20 protein-coding genes are annotated in these 15779 nt (G+C 40.8%); 7 read left to right on the top strand and 13 right to left on the bottom strand.

Annotated features, from left to right (window positions below):
• The 12 genes from NYR17_RS03830 to rsmA all read right to left on the bottom strand — a co-directional run bounded on the left by NYR17_RS03830 (window position 1) and on the right by rsmA (window position 10990).
• Window positions 1-1353, bottom strand: a complete 1353-nt coding sequence (locus NYR17_RS03830; RefSeq protein ID WP_302506548.1) for a hemolysin family protein — start codon at window positions 1351-1353, stop codon at window positions 1-3.
• Between the two features lie 146 nt (window positions 1354-1499).
• Window positions 1500-2372: an ATP synthase F1 subunit gamma gene (gene atpG, locus NYR17_RS03825; protein WP_302506547.1), complete on the bottom strand. Its 873-nt coding sequence runs from the start codon at window positions 2370-2372 to the stop codon at window positions 1500-1502.
• A 71-nt stretch (window positions 2373-2443) separates the two neighbouring features.
• A complete protein-coding gene (atpA, locus tag NYR17_RS03820; RefSeq protein ID WP_302506546.1) occupies window positions 2444-4021 on the bottom strand; it encodes a F0F1 ATP synthase subunit alpha in 1578 nt (525 codons plus the stop codon).
• 17 nt (window positions 4022-4038) lie between these two features.
• Window positions 4039-4578: an ATP synthase F1 subunit delta gene (atpH, locus tag NYR17_RS03815; RefSeq protein WP_302506545.1), complete on the bottom strand. Its 540-nt coding sequence runs from the start codon at window positions 4576-4578 to the stop codon at window positions 4039-4041.
• A gap of 11 nt (window positions 4579-4589) precedes the next feature.
• Window positions 4590-5084, bottom strand: coding sequence for a F0F1 ATP synthase subunit B (locus NYR17_RS03810; protein ID WP_302506544.1), 495 nt, complete (start codon window positions 5082-5084; stop codon window positions 4590-4592).
• 115 nt (window positions 5085-5199) lie between these two features.
• Window positions 5200-5409, bottom strand: a complete 210-nt coding sequence (gene atpE, locus NYR17_RS03805; RefSeq protein ID WP_004919949.1) for an ATP synthase F0 subunit C — start codon at window positions 5407-5409, stop codon at window positions 5200-5202.
• 46 nt (window positions 5410-5455) lie between these two features.
• Window positions 5456-6517: a F0F1 ATP synthase subunit A gene (gene atpB / locus NYR17_RS03800; protein WP_302506986.1), complete on the bottom strand. Its 1062-nt coding sequence runs from the start codon at window positions 6515-6517 to the stop codon at window positions 5456-5458.
• A gap of 71 nt (window positions 6518-6588) precedes the next feature.
• Window positions 6589-6960, bottom strand: coding sequence for a hypothetical protein (locus NYR17_RS03795; RefSeq protein ID WP_302506498.1), 372 nt, complete (start codon window positions 6958-6960; stop codon window positions 6589-6591).
• 16 nt (window positions 6961-6976) lie between these two features.
• Window positions 6977-7918 (bottom strand): NAD(P)H-dependent flavin oxidoreductase, encoded by a 942-nt coding sequence (locus tag NYR17_RS03790; RefSeq protein WP_302506497.1) that lies wholly within the window; start codon window positions 7916-7918, stop codon window positions 6977-6979.
• Window positions 7919-7925: 7 nt separating this feature from the next.
• A complete protein-coding gene (locus tag NYR17_RS03785; protein WP_302506496.1) occupies window positions 7926-8699 on the bottom strand; it encodes a DUF3108 domain-containing protein in 774 nt (257 codons plus the stop codon).
• A gap of 128 nt (window positions 8700-8827) precedes the next feature.
• Window positions 8828-10177: a magnesium transporter gene (mgtE, locus tag NYR17_RS03780; RefSeq protein WP_302506495.1), complete on the bottom strand. Its 1350-nt coding sequence runs from the start codon at window positions 10175-10177 to the stop codon at window positions 8828-8830.
• Between the two features lie 24 nt (window positions 10178-10201).
• A complete protein-coding gene (rsmA, locus tag NYR17_RS03775) occupies window positions 10202-10990 on the bottom strand; it encodes a 16S rRNA (adenine(1518)-N(6)/adenine(1519)-N(6))-dimethyltransferase RsmA (RefSeq protein WP_302506494.1) in 789 nt (262 codons plus the stop codon).
• A 98-nt stretch (window positions 10991-11088) separates the two neighbouring features.
• On the opposite strand from rsmA, the gene NYR17_RS03770 reads away from it, so the two are divergent.
• The 7 genes from NYR17_RS03770 (at window position 11089) to rluF (ending at window position 15284) form a co-directional block, all read left to right on the top strand.
• Window positions 11089-11988 carry a cell division protein FtsX gene (locus tag NYR17_RS03770; protein WP_302506493.1) on the top strand — a complete coding sequence of 300 codons (900 nt, stop codon included), beginning with the start codon at window positions 11089-11091 and terminating at the stop codon, window positions 11986-11988.
• Window positions 11989-11993: 5 nt separating this feature from the next.
• Window positions 11994-12269 carry a DUF3098 domain-containing protein gene (locus tag NYR17_RS03765; RefSeq protein ID WP_302506492.1) on the top strand — a complete coding sequence of 92 codons (276 nt, stop codon included), beginning with the start codon at window positions 11994-11996 and terminating at the stop codon, window positions 12267-12269.
• Between the two features lie 72 nt (window positions 12270-12341).
• Entirely contained in the window at window positions 12342-13157 is an 816-nt protein-coding gene (locus NYR17_RS03760; protein WP_302506491.1) for an undecaprenyl-diphosphate phosphatase, read from the top strand.
• 3 nt (window positions 13158-13160) lie between these two features.
• A complete protein-coding gene (locus NYR17_RS03755; RefSeq protein ID WP_302506490.1) occupies window positions 13161-13319 on the top strand; it encodes a hypothetical protein in 159 nt (52 codons plus the stop codon).
• Entirely contained in the window at window positions 13316-14002 is a 687-nt protein-coding gene (truB, locus tag NYR17_RS03750; protein ID WP_302506489.1) for a tRNA pseudouridine(55) synthase TruB, read from the top strand. The genes NYR17_RS03755 and truB overlap by 4 nt, the downstream gene beginning before the upstream one ends.
• A 5-nt stretch (window positions 14003-14007) precedes the next feature.
• Window positions 14008-14553, top strand: coding sequence for a hypothetical protein (locus NYR17_RS03745; RefSeq protein WP_302506487.1), 546 nt, complete (start codon window positions 14008-14010; stop codon window positions 14551-14553).
• A 5-nt stretch (window positions 14554-14558) separates the two neighbouring features.
• Window positions 14559-15284 (top strand): 23S rRNA pseudouridine(2604) synthase RluF, encoded by a 726-nt coding sequence (gene rluF / locus NYR17_RS03740; RefSeq protein ID WP_302506486.1) that lies wholly within the window; start codon window positions 14559-14561, stop codon window positions 15282-15284.
• Here the strand turns inward: rluF and NYR17_RS03735 are convergent.
• Window positions 15281-15724: a phosphohydrolase gene (locus NYR17_RS03735; RefSeq protein WP_302506985.1), complete on the bottom strand. Its 444-nt coding sequence runs from the start codon at window positions 15722-15724 to the stop codon at window positions 15281-15283. The two genes, rluF and NYR17_RS03735, sit on opposite strands and share 4 nt — an antisense overlap.
• Window positions 15725-15779 lie beyond the last annotated feature (55 nt).

Raw genomic sequence — 15779 nt, 5'->3', positions numbered from 1 at the left:
TTATGCTTGTTGGTCGGCTTCTTCCGTGTCTTCGGCTGGCGTTTCATTGTAAGTTAATTCCACCAACTCTACACTTTTATTGTTCATTTTGAGGATTTTAAAGTGATAGTGGTCAAAATCAAACTCTTGGTTTTCCTCTGGAATTTCCTCCAAATGATGCAAGATAAACCCTGCCAAAGTATTAAACTCGCCCTCTTCTGGGAGCGGTTCTGGCAGATACTCATTGATTTCCTCCAAAGGTTGCGTGGCTTTTACCCAATAGATATTATCGCCTACTTTTTCCACTAATTTTTCTTCCTCATCTTCCTCATCTTGAATCTCGCCCACCAATTCTTCTAAAATATCTTCTAAAGTGATGATGCCTTCCGTACCGCCAAATTCATCAATCACAATGGCGATGTGCTGTTTTTTCAACTGGAAACTCTTCAAAAGATCAGAGATTTTCTTGCTCCCTACCACAAAATAAGCCTCCCGAAGGAAATTCCGAAGGTCATCGTGGGTTAAATTCCCTTTGGCTTTTATGTAAGCCCTGATGATTTCTTTGGTGTAAAAAATCCCGATAATCTTATCAATAGACTCCTCATAGACAGGGATACGGGAGTAACCGCTCTCCATAATGGTCTCGATAATCTCTTCCACCGTATCATCAATATCAATGGTTTGGATATTCTGGCGAGGCACCATAATCTGTTTTGCCGAATGGTCTGTAAAGTCAAAGGCATTTTTGATGATTTCGTAATTTTCTTCCTCTATCTCTCCACTGTCTGCACTTTGTTTTACCAATAATTGTAACTCTTCGGTGGAATGGATCTCGTGCTCCGAGGCAGGATTGATTTTAATCAACCTAAGGAAGGCGTTAGAAATGGAGTTCATCAACCAGATAAACGGTCGGAAGATGTTGTAGAACAATTTAAGCGGCGCTGCAATGAAGAGCGTGGTAGGCTCGGATTTTCTTATCGCGATAGATTTCGGTACCAATTCTCCGAAAACAATATGCATCACGGTGATGATCAGGAAACTCAGCACCACAGAAATGGTGGTGACCGTAGCGGCTGCCACCTTCATATCAAAATACTGGAAGGCATTTTCTATAATATGATGTAGGGCGCTCTCTCCCACCCAACCTAAGGCTAACGATGATAAGGTGATACCCAGCTGCGTGGCGGAAAGATAAGCATCTAAATTTTTGATAATACTCTCGGCTTGCTTTGCCATGGTATGACCTTCTGCAGCTTTAATTTGAATTTGGGAATAGCGTACTTTAACGATTGAGAATTCTGCGGCCACAAAAAAGCCATTGAGGAGTACTAAAAATACGGCTATAAGAATCTTGACTAAACTGTCGGGGTCCATTTATTTTATTTAAAAAACATAATTGCTGCAAAGATAATTAAATTTTTAAAACCACCCTATTGCAAACCGAAAAAATAAAAAAGCACCACTTTTCGTAGTGCTTTTTCTTATTTTTTAGCCTTTTTAAGGGTTACGAAAGGCTTGGGTTATCCATTTTTAAGTGCCTCGGCACCAGAAACGATTTCTAAAATTTCATTGGTAATGGCGGCTTGTCTGGCTTTGTTATAGAAAATAACCAAATCATTTTTAAGCGCTTGGGCGTTATCTGTTGCCTTATGCATTGCCGTCATACGCGCGCCGTGTTCAGAAGCTACAGAATCTAAAACCGCTTTATAAACCTGAGTTTTAATTGATTTCGGGATGAGAACATCTAAAATCTCGTTTCTACTCGGCTCAAAAAGGTAATCTACCTCTACTGTTGACTCTTTTTCATCACTTTCTTTGATGGAAATAGGGAGTAATTTTTCGGTTTGAACTTTCTGAGTGGCAGCGTTTAAAAACTGGTTATAAATCAAATAAACTTCATCAAACTTAGCCTCGCGGAAGTCTTTCATTACGCCATAAACAATATGGTTGGCTACTGCCTCAAAGCTGAGATTATCAAAAATATGGCTCTGATTGCTGTACGGCGTTCTGGTTTTTCTTACGGCATCAAAGACTTTTTTACCTACCGTCATAATCTCAACTTGCTTATCAGAATTTTTTGCCAATTGCTGGTTAAGTTCTTTGATAACGGAAGAGTTGAATGCGCCTGCCAAACCTCTATTAGAAGTAATTGCAATATAAAGTATTCTCTTAACCTCTCTTTTTTTAGCGTAGATGGACACTTTATCTGGGTCTGAGCTGGTGTTCACATTTTCTATGATTTCCTGCAATTTTTCAGAATAAGGTCTCAGCATCGTGATGGCATCTTGTGCTTTTTTGAGTTTCGCTGCGGAAACCATTTTCATCGCACTGGTAATCTGCATCGTAGAAGAGATGGAAGCGATTCGTCCTCGTATTTCTTTTAAATTTGCCATTTCTTATTCAATATTCTAAAACTAAGGTTTAGGCTGACTGGTGCGCCTTCCTAAACCTTAATTATTTATTCTTAGTTATATTTAGCCGCTAAATCATTCGCTGCACCTTTAAGCACATCGGTAATTTCATCATTGATTTTACCTGATTTAATCTGCGCCATAGTCTCTGGGTGCTTGGTTCTTAGGAATTCTACATATTCCTTCATAAACTCTTTAACCTTGTTTACTGGTACATTTCTCAATAAGTTTTCTGTACCAGCGTAAATCATTGCCACTTGGCTATCTACTGGAAGCGGAGAGTTAACTGGCTGTTTTAAGATTTCCACATTCTTCTCCCCTTTGGTAATTACGGCTAATGTGGCTGCATCTAAGTCTGAACCGAATTTAGCGAAAGCTTCTAATTCTTTGTACTGAGCTTGGTCTAACTTCAAAGTTCCTGATACCTTTTTCATAGACTTGATCTGCGCATTTCCCCCTACTCTGGATACGGAAATCCCCACATTGATGGCTGGACGCACCCCAGAGTTGAATAAATCTGACTCTAAGAAAATCTGCCCATCGGTAATTGAAATCACATTGGTTGGGATATATGCAGAGACATCCCCCGCTTGTGTTTCAATAATTGGAAGTGCCGTTAATGAACCGCCACCTTTTACCATTGGTTTTAATGATTCTGGTAAGTCGTTCATTTGTTTTGCAATTTCATCATCAGCGATGACTTTTGCTGCTCTTTCCAACAATCTGGAGTGAAGGTAGAATACATCCCCAGGGTAAGCCTCACGGCCTGGTGGTCTTCTTAATAAGAGTGATAACTCACGGTAAGCCACTGCTTGTTTAGATAAATCATCATAGATGATGAGCGCTGGGCGCCCTGTATCACGGAAATATTCCCCAATAGCGGCACCTGCCATAGGCGCATATACCTGCATTGGTGAAGGGTCTGAAGCGTTAGCTGCCACCACTACGGTGTAAGCCATAGCGCCTTTATCTTCTAATGTTTTTACGATTTGTGCTACGGTAGAACCTTTCTGACCTACAGCTACATAGATACAAAATACAGGCTCTCCAGCTTCATAGAATTCTTTTTGGTTGAGGATGGTGTCAATCGCTACGGTTGTTTTACCAGTTTGGCGGTCACCAATAATCAACTCTCTTTGCCCTCTCCCGATTGGAATCATAGAGTCTACGGCAACAATCCCTGTTTGGAGTGGCTCATTTACGGGTTGTCTAAAAATAACCCCTGGTGCTTTTCTTTCCAAAGGCATTTCATAAAGCTCACCACCGATAGGTCCTTTACCATCGATAGGGTTACCCAAAGTGTCTACCACTCTACCCAGCATACCTTCGCCTACTTTGATAGAGGAAATTCTATTGGTTCTTCTTACGGTATCGCCTTCTCTTACGGCTTTAGACTCGCCTAAAAGTGCCACCCCTACATTGTCTTCTTCAAGGTTAAGCACGATACCTTCTATACCACTTTCAAACTTTACAAGCTCGCCGTATTGTACATTTTCAAGTCCATATACGCGTGCGATACCATCTCCAATCTGAAGTACTGTTCCTACTTCTTCTACATTAGATTGGGTATCAAAGTTTGCTAATTGCTGTTTTAAAATTGCAGATACTTCTGCTGGATTTATTTCTGCCATTGTATGGTTATTTTTACTTAATTTAGTTGAAATTCTTTTTTCATTTGGATCAATTTAGACCTTACTGAAGTGTCCAATTGCTGGTCGCCCACCCTTAGAATATAGCCTCCTAAAAGTTCTGGCTTAATGATGACTTTTAAATCTGGTGTATTCTGGGAGTGTACCAAGTTAGAAGCCTTAAGGATTTTATCAATATTATCCTGAGAAAGCGGTGCTGCTGTGGTTAGGGTAACCCGCTGCACGCCGTTTAAATCTTCTACCTTATTGATAAACTCTTGGGCTATACCTTTTAAATGATTCTCTCTACCGTGTTTAATCACGAGGAAAATAAGCTTCTGGCTGGCAGGTGCTAAACCTTGGAACACCTGTTTTGCCACTTCTGTTTTTTTCTTATAATCAATGAACGGGGTTTGGAAAAAACGATTGAGCTCTTTACTCTCGTTCATAATCTTAACCACCGCTTTCATATCCGCAAAAACAGTAGAAGTCTGCTGGGTCTCTTGGGTAAAATCCAAAAGCCCTTTGGCGTATCTTTTTGCTACTTTAGATGTCAGCATAAGAGATGGGATTAGTTAAGATTAGATTGGTTTAACATTTTTTCTACCAAAGCATTTTGAGCCTCGTTGTTATCCAATTTTTGTTTAAGGATAGACTCTGCAATGTTAAGTGATAACGCACCCACTTGGCTTTTAATGTCTGCCATAGCTGCAGATTTTTCTGCTTCTATAGACTGCTTAGCCGCTGCAATCATCTTATCTCCTTCCACTTTCGCTGCGTCTTTAGCTTCGTTAACGATGCGGTCTTTAATCTCTCTCGCCTCTTTTAATATGGCATCTCTTTCCACCTTAGCTTCGCGGATGATTCTCTCATTATCGGCTTTGAGCTGCTCCATTTCTTTTTTAGCCAATTTAGCTTGGTTGAGCGCATCAATAATAGAAGTCTCTCTATCATTAACCGTTTTAAGAATAGGTTTCCAAGCAAATGCGGAAAGCAATCCTACAAGGATAAGAAAAACGACTAAGGTCCATATGAGGTTACCTTCTGAGGGAATTAGTAAATCCATTTTATAATATTTGTAATATAAGTTAAACGCCTAAATAGTTGAGTTAAATTGTAAAAAACTCTTTTTTAAGAAAAGCGGACAGACCAACCGTCTGCACGCTTTTCAAATGATAATACTATCCGTTACCAAGTAAAGCAACTACGATACCGAATAGACCTGCACCCTCGATAAGAGCGGCAGCGATAATCATTGCAGTCTGGATTTTTCCTGATTGTTCTGGCTGTCTTGCAATAGCGTCCATTGCGTGACCACCGATTTTACCAATTCCTAATCCTACACCAAGAACTGCTAAACCAGCTCCGATTGCTGCGATACTACCTGTCATAATTTAAAATTTAAAAGGTTTATAATAATTTAACTTGTTTTTATTTTTAATGATGCCCCTCTTCTACCGCCATACCGATAAACAATGCCGTGAGCAATGTAAAGATATAAGCCTGTAGCGCTGCCACTAACAATTCTAATGTGTTGATAAACAGCGTAAGTAAAATAGAAACTGGAGCGATAGCATAAGTCCCCATAATAAAAATAAGGGAAATCAAACTCAAAATAACGATGTGCCCTGCCGTCATATTCGCAAAAAGACGAATCATCAATGCGAAAGGCTTAGTAAACATCCCTAAAATTTCAACAGGAACCAAGATGATGTAAACCAAAACCTTACCTGCCCACGGCATATTGCTGCCCAGTGGGTCAAAAATATGCGACCAATACACCTTTCTACCGCTAAAAGTCACGATAACGAAAGTCAGCACAGAAAGCACCATCGTAAAGGCGATATTCCCCGATACATTGGCAGAACCTGGCACCAAGCCTAAAAGATTCACAATCCAAATGAACAAGAATAAAGTCACCAAATATGGTGTATATTTAAGGTATTTTTTAGTTCCAATATTTTCTAAAGCAATGTCATCTCTTACAAACAATACCAGCGGCTCCAAAAATTTAGCCACACCCTTAGGCACGCCATTTTCGGTATAGCTGGATTTCATCATCATTGCTAAAATGAATAAAATAAGCGCTGCAACAATCATCTGCACCACTATTTTCGTGATAGAGAAATCTAACGGAGTCTCGTTGGTTGGGTGTCCATCGTGCATATGCAGCGTCCCTTCAGCATCCGTTTTGTAGATTTTATTATGGTAAATTTTGTAATACTGACCGTCAATGTTTGCCACTTGATCTTCAGCGTGACCAAAGTGAGAAGAAGAAAAAACTTTAAGACCATTGTCCCACAAAATCACGGGTAGTGAGAACCCAATATGGCGCTCTCCCTCGCCCCAAAGATGCCAACTGTGAGAGTCCGCAATGTGGTGCATAATATCTGGCACAGGGTCATACTTCTCTCCTGCTTGTTTCGGTTCTGTAGAGGAGGCACTCGCCAAGCCCATCATAAAAACAGTCAAAAATAAAATAATTCTTCTGAAGTACATTTTCTTCATTTTATAGTTTGTGCAAAAGTATGAAATAGATTTTATATAGTCAAATTTCAAAAAATTATTTTTTATGATTTTTGTTTGGTCTTCGTTGCCGTATGTATCAACCTGATTATCAAAGCCGTTTCCAAGAAAAGATAAAACAAATAGAGCAATATCGCTGGCATTAGCACCGTTTTCACCTCTGGAAATTGGTAAAATAGAAATAAAAACGCTCCCATTTTGATGATTAAAAAAGTGAGGTACACCAACCCCATCATTTCTCGTTTAAAAAAGCCAGTGGCACCCACCGACACCAATCCTAAAAAATGAATAAAAGCGATGAGAAATTGTAATTTAATCGGAAATAAAAACCCTATCCACGCCAAAATCCCCGTGGCGATGGCAAAAACCACCCAATAAATCAGAATGGAAATGAGCAATGTTGGAGCGTATTTCATCGTTTCAAAAATAAGACTACAAGGTTAAATTTTCACAAGAGACGGCATTAAACTCTTGGATTAAACGCTCAAAAACCTCAGCCACAGGGAGCACCTCATCTATCAATGCTGAGACCTGCCCTATTTCTAACTCGCCTTCCTCTAAATCGCCCTCAAACATACCTCTTTTGGCTCTGGCACGCCCCAAAGTAGCCTTTAGAGCCTCCACATCTCTACCATTTTGATATAAAGCTTCCAAATCATAGAAGAATTTATTTTTGAGAAGCCTTACTGGCGCTAACTCCTTTAAAGTCAACTGTGTATCTCCTTCCTTGGCTTCCACTATTTTTTGTTTAAAATGATCGTGGGCGCTGGCTTCCGTGGTGGCAGCAAACCGTGAGCCGATCTGAACGCCATCAGCGCCTAAAATCATTGCGGCTTTCATCTGTGCGCCAGTGGCTATTCCACCAGCGGCAATCAGCGGTAAATCAATATGTCGCCGCACATTCGGTACCAAGCAAAAAGTCGTGGTTTCATCTCGCCCATTGTGACCGCCAGCCTCAAAACCCTCTACCACCACGGCATCTACACCCGCTTCTTGGCATTTATAAGCAAACTTAAGCGAAGACACAATATGCGTGACTTTCAAACCTTCTTTTTGTAGCGTCTCGGTATAAGTTTTAGGGTTTCCAGCGGAAGTGAATACGATCTTCACTCCTTCTTCTAAAATAATTTGAATAATTTCATCTAAATTAGGGTAAAGCATCGGTACATTAACCCCGAAAGGCTTATTGGTGGCTTGTTTACACTTTTGGATATGCTCCCTAAGCACATCAGGATACATACTCCCCGCACCGATGAGCCCCAGCCCGCCACAATTAGAAACGGCAGACGCCAAACGCCAACCGCTGTGCCAAATCATCCCACCTTGGATAATCGGATATTGGATTTGAAATAATTCTGAAACTCTACGGCTCATCTTTATTTTATTTTTTAAAGTTAAGTGGATATTTTACATTTTGATATTGGTCTAAACTGGCTTTTAGAGAGCCCACCGCCAACTCGGCTTTTATTTCTACAGGAATGTGGTTGGCATCATTGGTTACCCACATGGTAACGCCTTCTTTGTCTTTAAACACGCGCCCACTCATCACCGAAGGGATAATTTTTAAACAAGCCACCTTTCCAAATTTTGTTTTTTTAACCTCCGTGCCTGCCACACGCAACTGAAACGGAAAGAGTTCATCATCAATCCAAATATTCATTTTAAGCACACGCCCAATCTTTAAATCTTCTGGCGCTTGGCTTCGCAAATAATAAAACGCCGAAAGCATATCTTGCACACCTACCACGGTTTTAATGGTTTTGGAGCCGTTGGCTGGTGTTTTTTTATCGGTAAGGATTAAAGTCTGTTGGTCATGATTAAACACGGTTTCTAAATGCTGTCGGTAGCTGCCTTCGCGCACATTTCTCACATAGAAACTCGGCAAACCAGTGCTGATGTTGATAAAACTTTCATACACATCTTCCACCTTAAAAAACGCCTTTACAGCGCCTGTAGTATAGCCGTTGCCCTTCACATAAAAATGAGGACTGCCTTTGTAATTGGTTTCGGTCACATTGAGCGTGGCATAGCCTGCATTGAGCGGTCCGTAGTGGATGCGGTATTTCAGAAATTCGCCAGATTTAATGTTATTAACCTGCCCTAATAGCGCCATCCATCCGAAGATGCTGAATAATATGAATAAGATTTTTTTCATTGTTTTAAAATTTAATCTACGCCGCTGATGGTTGCAAAATACTTGCCAGATCCCAAAAGTCTCAAAAAACTCAGGATTTCTACAACAGCTCAAGTTAAAATTGAACGGGCTAAAAATACTAAATATTCTTAGATATGCAAAAGCATTTTTGCAATTCCGAAATATATTAAAACGCCCAAAATGTCATTAGAAGTGGTGATGAAGGGACCCGTGGCAATAGCAGGATCTATTTTATTCTTATTCAGCACGATAGGCACAATAGTTCCAATTACTGCCGCTACCAAAATCACCGCCAATAGTGAGATAGAAATCGCGATGGAGACCATCATTTCGTGGTGATTGATAAAGAGGTTGAAGCTCAGAATAATCATCGCCAAGATAACACCCGATGCCGCAGAAACGCTCACTTCTTTAATCAAAGTTTTAAAGGTGTCTTTGCCCAGCGTATCATTGGCTAAGCCTTGCACAATAATCGCTGAGGCTTGCACGCCAATATTCCCTGCGGTAGCGGCAATCAGCGGCACAAAGAACATTAAAGCAGGAACCGTTTGCAGTGCATTCTGGTTGCCTTGGAGCACCTGCGAGCCAATTAAACCACCCACCATTCCGATAAAAAGCCACGGCAAACGGGCTTTGGTTAAAGAAAAAATGGTATCCGTAGAGTCCACATCTCGGGAAATCCCCGATGCCAACTGGTAGTCTTTTTCGGCTTCCTCTGTGATGAAGTCAATCACATCATCTATGGTAATGCGCCCCACCAAATTGCCGCGAGCATCTACCACAGGCACCTCAAACAAATCGTATTTTTGCATAAAACGCGCCACCTCTTCCGCTGTATCTGTATCCATCACCGAGCGGATTTTAGGGTTATAAACCTCCGAAACTTTAGTAGAAGATGCCGTGGTCAAGAGTTTTTTAAGGCTCAACAGACCCAAAAGTTTATCATGATCATCCACCACATAGATGGAATAGACCTCGTCTAAATCTTCGGCTTGCTTTCGCATTTCCTTTACCGCTGCGATAATGGACAGGTTTTGATTGACCTTGACCAACTCCGTTGCCATCAGTCCGCCCGCTTCATCTTCATCATACCTTAATAAATCTACGATGCTCTGGGCGTGCTCTTCATCATCCAAGTGCTTAATCACCTCAGATTGCTGATGTTCAGGGAGTTCCGAGATGATATCTGCAGCATCATCAGAATCTATTTCGTTGATGATTTCATCGGCAATTTCTTGCGTAGAAAGCCCTTTCAGGAAGTGTTTTCGTTCATCTTCATCAATTTCCAAAAGCACCTCTGCGGACTTTTCATTGTCCATTAAATCATAGACCAAATGCTGTTCTTCATCATCTAAATCTTCAAAAATCGCCGCAATATCTGGCGCTTCCAAATCGGATAGAAGGAGGCTGATTTCTTTGGCGTTTTTCTCTTTAATGAATTTTTTAAGTAGGTCTTTGGTGGCGTGGGTATCTATCAACTTACGGATTTTTTAGGTTAGCATTTATGATGACGACAAAGCGTTTTTCCAGTCCAAAGTAAAAGCAATAAAATCTTCTACGCTGAGCTCTTCCGCACGCAAAGATAAAAAATTATGATTTAATAAAGACTCTGGAATGCCCAAAGGTTTCAGTGCATTGCTAAGTTTCTTTCGCCTTTGGTTAAATCCAGCCTTCACGATTTGTTTAAATAAAGCCTCATTCCCTGCCAAGCCTGCCTTGGGATTTCTTACCATTCTAATCACCCCAGATTTAACCTTTGGTGGCGGTGTGAAAACATTTTCGTGAACGGTGAAAAGGTAGCTGACTTCATAATATGCCTGCACCAAAACCGACAAAATACCATAGCTCTTGGTCCGAGGCACCGCCGCCACGCGCTCTGCCACTTCTTTTTGGAACATCCCCACCATTTCTGGAATCACCGTGTAATGGTCTATAATTTTGAATAAAATCTGTGATGATATATTATAAGGAAAGTTCCCGATGATGCCGAGTGGTTGCCCTCCGCCAAGGTCCTCCAATGGCGCTTTTAGGAAATCGCCCACAAAGTTTTGGTCGCTCAGTGCTTCTGGATAATGGTTTTTTAAATAAGCAATAGACTCTTGATCTATCTCTGCCAAAAGGACTTTGGCGGCATTTTGTTTCAGCAAATATTTGGTGAGCACTCCCATCCCTGGTCCTACTTCTAAAACCGAATGGATATGGTCTAAATGCAGAGCATTGACGATTTTAGCTGCAATATTTTCATCATTGAGAAAGTGTTGCCCAAGGTATTTTTTGGCTTTTACAGTCAAGGTAATTTATTTTTATGATTTAATTAACATTGATTTTCGGATAATCTGTGGCAAATTTCGGAAGATTTTTTCTATTTTTGACGAAAAATTTTACTTTAATGGCGAAGACAGTAGACGACTTTAACAAAAAAAGACTGAGATCCAGCAATATTACCGTAGCAATCAGTATTGCTTTGGTCTTGTTTTTAGTGGGACTTTTCGGGCTGATACTCATCAATGCACAGAAATATTCGGACTATATTAAGGAGCAACTGGTGGTTAATGCATTTTTTTCTGAAAATTATGATGCTAAGGATTCCCTCAAAATCGCGAAGCAAGAGCAAGAATCTATTAAAGCCATCCAAGCCTTGCCTTTTGTTAAGAAAACCACTTATATTTCTCGAGCTCAAGCCGCCCAAGAGGCTAAAAAAAGTATGGGCATAGACACCGATGCTTTGTTTGAGGAAAACATCTTCCCGCCCTCTGTAGAAGTGGCGCTAAAGCCTGATTATGTATCGCCAGAACAGATCAACCATGTGGTAGAAGAGCTCTCCAAAGTACCTGGCGTAGTGGAGGTTAAAAACAACAGCGATTTAATGATTGATGTTTACAACAACCTCAACCGCATTCTCACTTGGATTCTCGCGTTCTCCTTGGTCTTCTTGGTTTTAGCCATCGTCCTGATTAACAACTCCATTAGGCTAAAGATATTTTCTAAACGCTTCATCATCAAAACGATGCAGTTGGTGGGCGCTAAGCGGCGGTTTATCCTCAAACCGTTCATTATAGAAGCCGTAGTTTTAGGGCTTGTGGGAGCGGTTTTAGGACTCTTAGCCTTGTTTGGCGTGTGGTATTATTTTACCAACCAGATCGGCACACCATTCGTGCAAGACTTTGACCAATATTTACAACTGATCGGCATTGTGTTTGCTGTGGGCATTTTAATTACCGTACTCAGCACTATTTTTGCCACTTGGAGGTTCCTCCGCTCTAATATTGATGATTTATATTATTCTTAATTCCGATGAAAAACAACAACAACCCACCTCAAAAAGAGGTACAGAATACTTTTTATTTCGGCAAGAAAAATTATTATTTGATGCTTTTGGGCTTGCTTCAGATCATTTTAGGCTTTGTACTGATGATGGGCTATGGTGCTAATACCACGCCAGATGGTCATTTTGATGCCCAATATTGGAATGAAGATATTTTTTCTATCCGCCGCATTCGCATAGCTCCGCTCTTAGTAGTTACAGGATTTATCACCCAAGTGGTGGCGATTTTAAAAAGAAAATCTTAACACTTTAATAAACATCAAAACCTAATCAACCTCTCCAAAAGGTTGATTTTTTAACTTCATAATTAATTGAAAATGAATTTTTTAGAAGCCATTATTATCGCTATTATTGAAGGACTTACGGAATATTTGCCCGTATCTTCTACCGCCCATATGATTTTCACGAGTTCCATTTTTGGCATCCAAGAAGATGAATTTGTGAAGATGTTCCAAGTTTCCATTCAGTTTGGCGCTATTTTAGCCGTTATTTTAGTCTATTGGAAGAAGTTTTTTGATTTCAAAAATTTCAATTTTTATATCAAATTGGCGTGTGCCGTAGTGCCCGCCTTGGTATTGGGCAAATTATTTGATGATAAAATAGATGCCATATTGGGCAATCCTATTCCTATCGCCGTGGTGTTGGTCATTGGCGGGGTGGTTCTCCTCTTTATCGACCGTGTGTTTAAAAATCCTAAAATTTTCTCGGAGAAAGACATCAGCATCAAAAAAGCCGTTACCATAGGCTTTTGGCAATGCTTAGCGATGATGCCTGGCACCAGCCGAAGCGCCGCTTCCATCATTGGAGGGATGCAACAAAAACTCTCCAGAGAGGCTGCCGCAGAATTTTCATTTTTCTTAGCCGTTCCCACTATGCTCGCCGTTACCGTTTATTCTATTTTTGTAAAAGAGTGGGACTACCAAGGCGTTAAGCAACAAGGCTACGAAATGCTGATGCAAGGCGACAACCTCCAGCTTTTTCTTATCGGAAATGCGGTGGCGTTCATCGTGGCTGTTATCGCGATTAAATTCTTTATTGAAGTGATTAAAAAGTACGGTTTCAAGCCGTGGGGCTGGTATCGGATTATTGTAGGGCTGGCATTGTTGGCTTATTTCATTATCATAAAAAATTAAAAAATGATGAATGCTAAAACCGCCTTTCTCAACAAAAACGATAATGCCGTAGCCACTATTTTTGCACCTTACCAAAGGGAAAACAGTAGTAGAGGGCGATATTTAGACCGCATCCTCAAAGATCAAGGGCTCCAAAACGAGATAAAGCCATATGAACTATGAATTTAGAAGACCTACAAGCTGGACAGATCCTCCTGATTGACAAGCCCTTAGACTGGACTTCTTTCCAAGCGGTGAATAAAATTAAATTCGGTATTAAAAGGGCGTTTAAAATCAAAAAAATTAAAATAGGACACGCAGGAACGCTGGACCCCAGAGCCACAGGGCTTCTCATTGTTTGCACGGGCAAAGCCACCAAACAAATTCCGCAAATACAAGATGCCCCCAAGGAATACATCGCGGAAATTAAACTAGGCGCCCAAACTGCTTCTTACGACACCGAGGAGCCTGAAATCCATCATCAGCCCATAGACCACCTAACGGCGGAAATGATAGAAAATGCCATCTTGAGTTTCGTGGGGGAAATTGAGCAAACGCCGCCCATTTTTTCCGCTATCAAGATAGATGGTGAGCGCGCTTACCACTTAGCGAGAGCAGGCGAAACCGTTAAAATGAAATCCCGAAAAACTACCATTCATTATATTAAAGACCTCAGCATCGCCTTGCCATTGGTGCGTTTTACCGTAGGTTGCGCCAAGGGCACTTACATCCGAAGTTTGGCACACGATATTGGACAGAAATTAGGAGTGGGCGCCTATCTCACCAACCTCAGACGCACTAAAATTGGGGAATATCATATCTCCGATGCCAATACCAATTATCTTGATAAAGATTTTAAATTCTAAATAATATGATCAAAAAATTATCTTTTTTAATGTTTATTGGAGTTTACAGCTTAGGATTTTCACAAATTAAAAAAGGCGAAAGGCTCAAACCGATGATTAACATCAGCACTTTTGCGGCGCTCAATTTAGAAACCCTCAAAAAAGAAAGGGATTATTCCAGCAGCTATAATCCTAATTATCAATTCGGTATAGAGACAGAAACTGGTTATCAATTGCTGTCTTGGTGGGCGGTCTCTGGTGGCGTTAGATACCATTATATGGAGCCTCGTTTTCATCTTTTGTCTTATACTTTGGGGTCTTATTTTTTTGTAACGCCCACCGAGGATTTGAGTTTTGGCTACATCAACCTAAAATATGGTCAGCAGTTTAACCAATCTCTCATCAATAATGCGCAATTCATACATTTAGGCGCTGGACAAATTGACATTTCGGAAACTCGCCCACATTTGGCTCAAAAATTAGAAGTCTTTATTGAAAATCATCAACTGATAGATTCTCATTGGTTTATTGGGATTTCCTATGGTATTACCCTCTACCGCAACAAAAACTAATCGCAATGGCTGAAAAAATTAGAATCAATAAATACTTATCCGAGGTGGGTTATTGCTCCAGAAGAGAAGCCGACCGTTTATTAGAACAAGGGCGAATTACCATCAATGGGCAACAACCAGAACTGGGCACCAAGGTATCTGATGAAGATGAAATTAAAGTAGATGGACAGCGCATCAGAGAGCCTCAGGAACAGCCCGTGTACATCGCGTTTAATAAGCCCATCGGCATTGTATGTACCACCGACACCAAGCGAGAGAAAAATAATATTATAGACTACATCCGCCATCCCAAAAGGATTTTTCCAATCGGAAGGTTGGACAAACCCAGCGAGGGCTTAATTCTACTCACTTCTGATGGCGACATTGTCAATAAAATATTGCGCGCCAGAAACAACCACGAGAAAGAATATTTGGTCCGCGTGAACAAACCTATTACGCCTCAATTTTTAGAAAAAATGCGAAATGGCGTGCCTATTCTGGGCACGATAACCCGAAAATGCGAGGTAGAAAAAATTGATGAAATGCAGTTTAGAATTGTCCTCACCCAAGGGCTCAATCGGCAAATACGGCGGATGTGCGAATATTTGGACTACGAGGTCAAAAAACTCAAACGCCTTAGGATTATGAACATCTACTTAGACCTGCCTGTGGGGCAATGGCGCGACCTTACCGAGAAAGAACTAACAGAACTTCAGCGCTTATTAAAAGACTCCGCAAAAACAACGGATTAGTATTTTTCCGTAAGGTAGCGGTAAGCTTTCAGGTATTTATTGAACCTTTTGAGGTCTTTTTCTGTCAGTGGGCGGTTCACTCTGCGCAAATCCATATTATCCGTTAAATCATTGATTTTCACAGCAATTGCCAGCGATGATTGTTCTATCCGTTTGATAAAATCATCGTAATTCTCATCAGGATTGATTTTTGACAAACAGTCTATGGCGTGCAGAATAGGCTCTGGGAAACCTTGCCCCCGAAGATAATTGAGATCATACTCTGGGCAATCTTCCACCACATCGTGGAGGACTCCCACAATTTTTTCATCCAAAGTTTTGCCGTAGTTCATCACCCGCATCACATGAGAAATGTAGGGCGCTTTATATTTATCCGTCTGCCCACGGTGGGCGTTTTGGGCAATGCGTATGGCGCGGTGCAGTAGTTCTTCTTTATGCATCATAAGGTTAAAATTGTCATCAGCTCAACCCATCTCTAACACCGATGATTTGAAC

Origin of the sequence: Riemerella columbina (genome assembly GCF_030517065.1) — a bacterium.
GTDB lineage: Bacteria > Bacteroidota > Bacteroidia > Flavobacteriales > Weeksellaceae > Riemerella > Riemerella columbina_A.
Note: the sequence above shows the minus strand (reverse complement) of the source record. Positions and strands in the feature narration are given on the sequence as shown.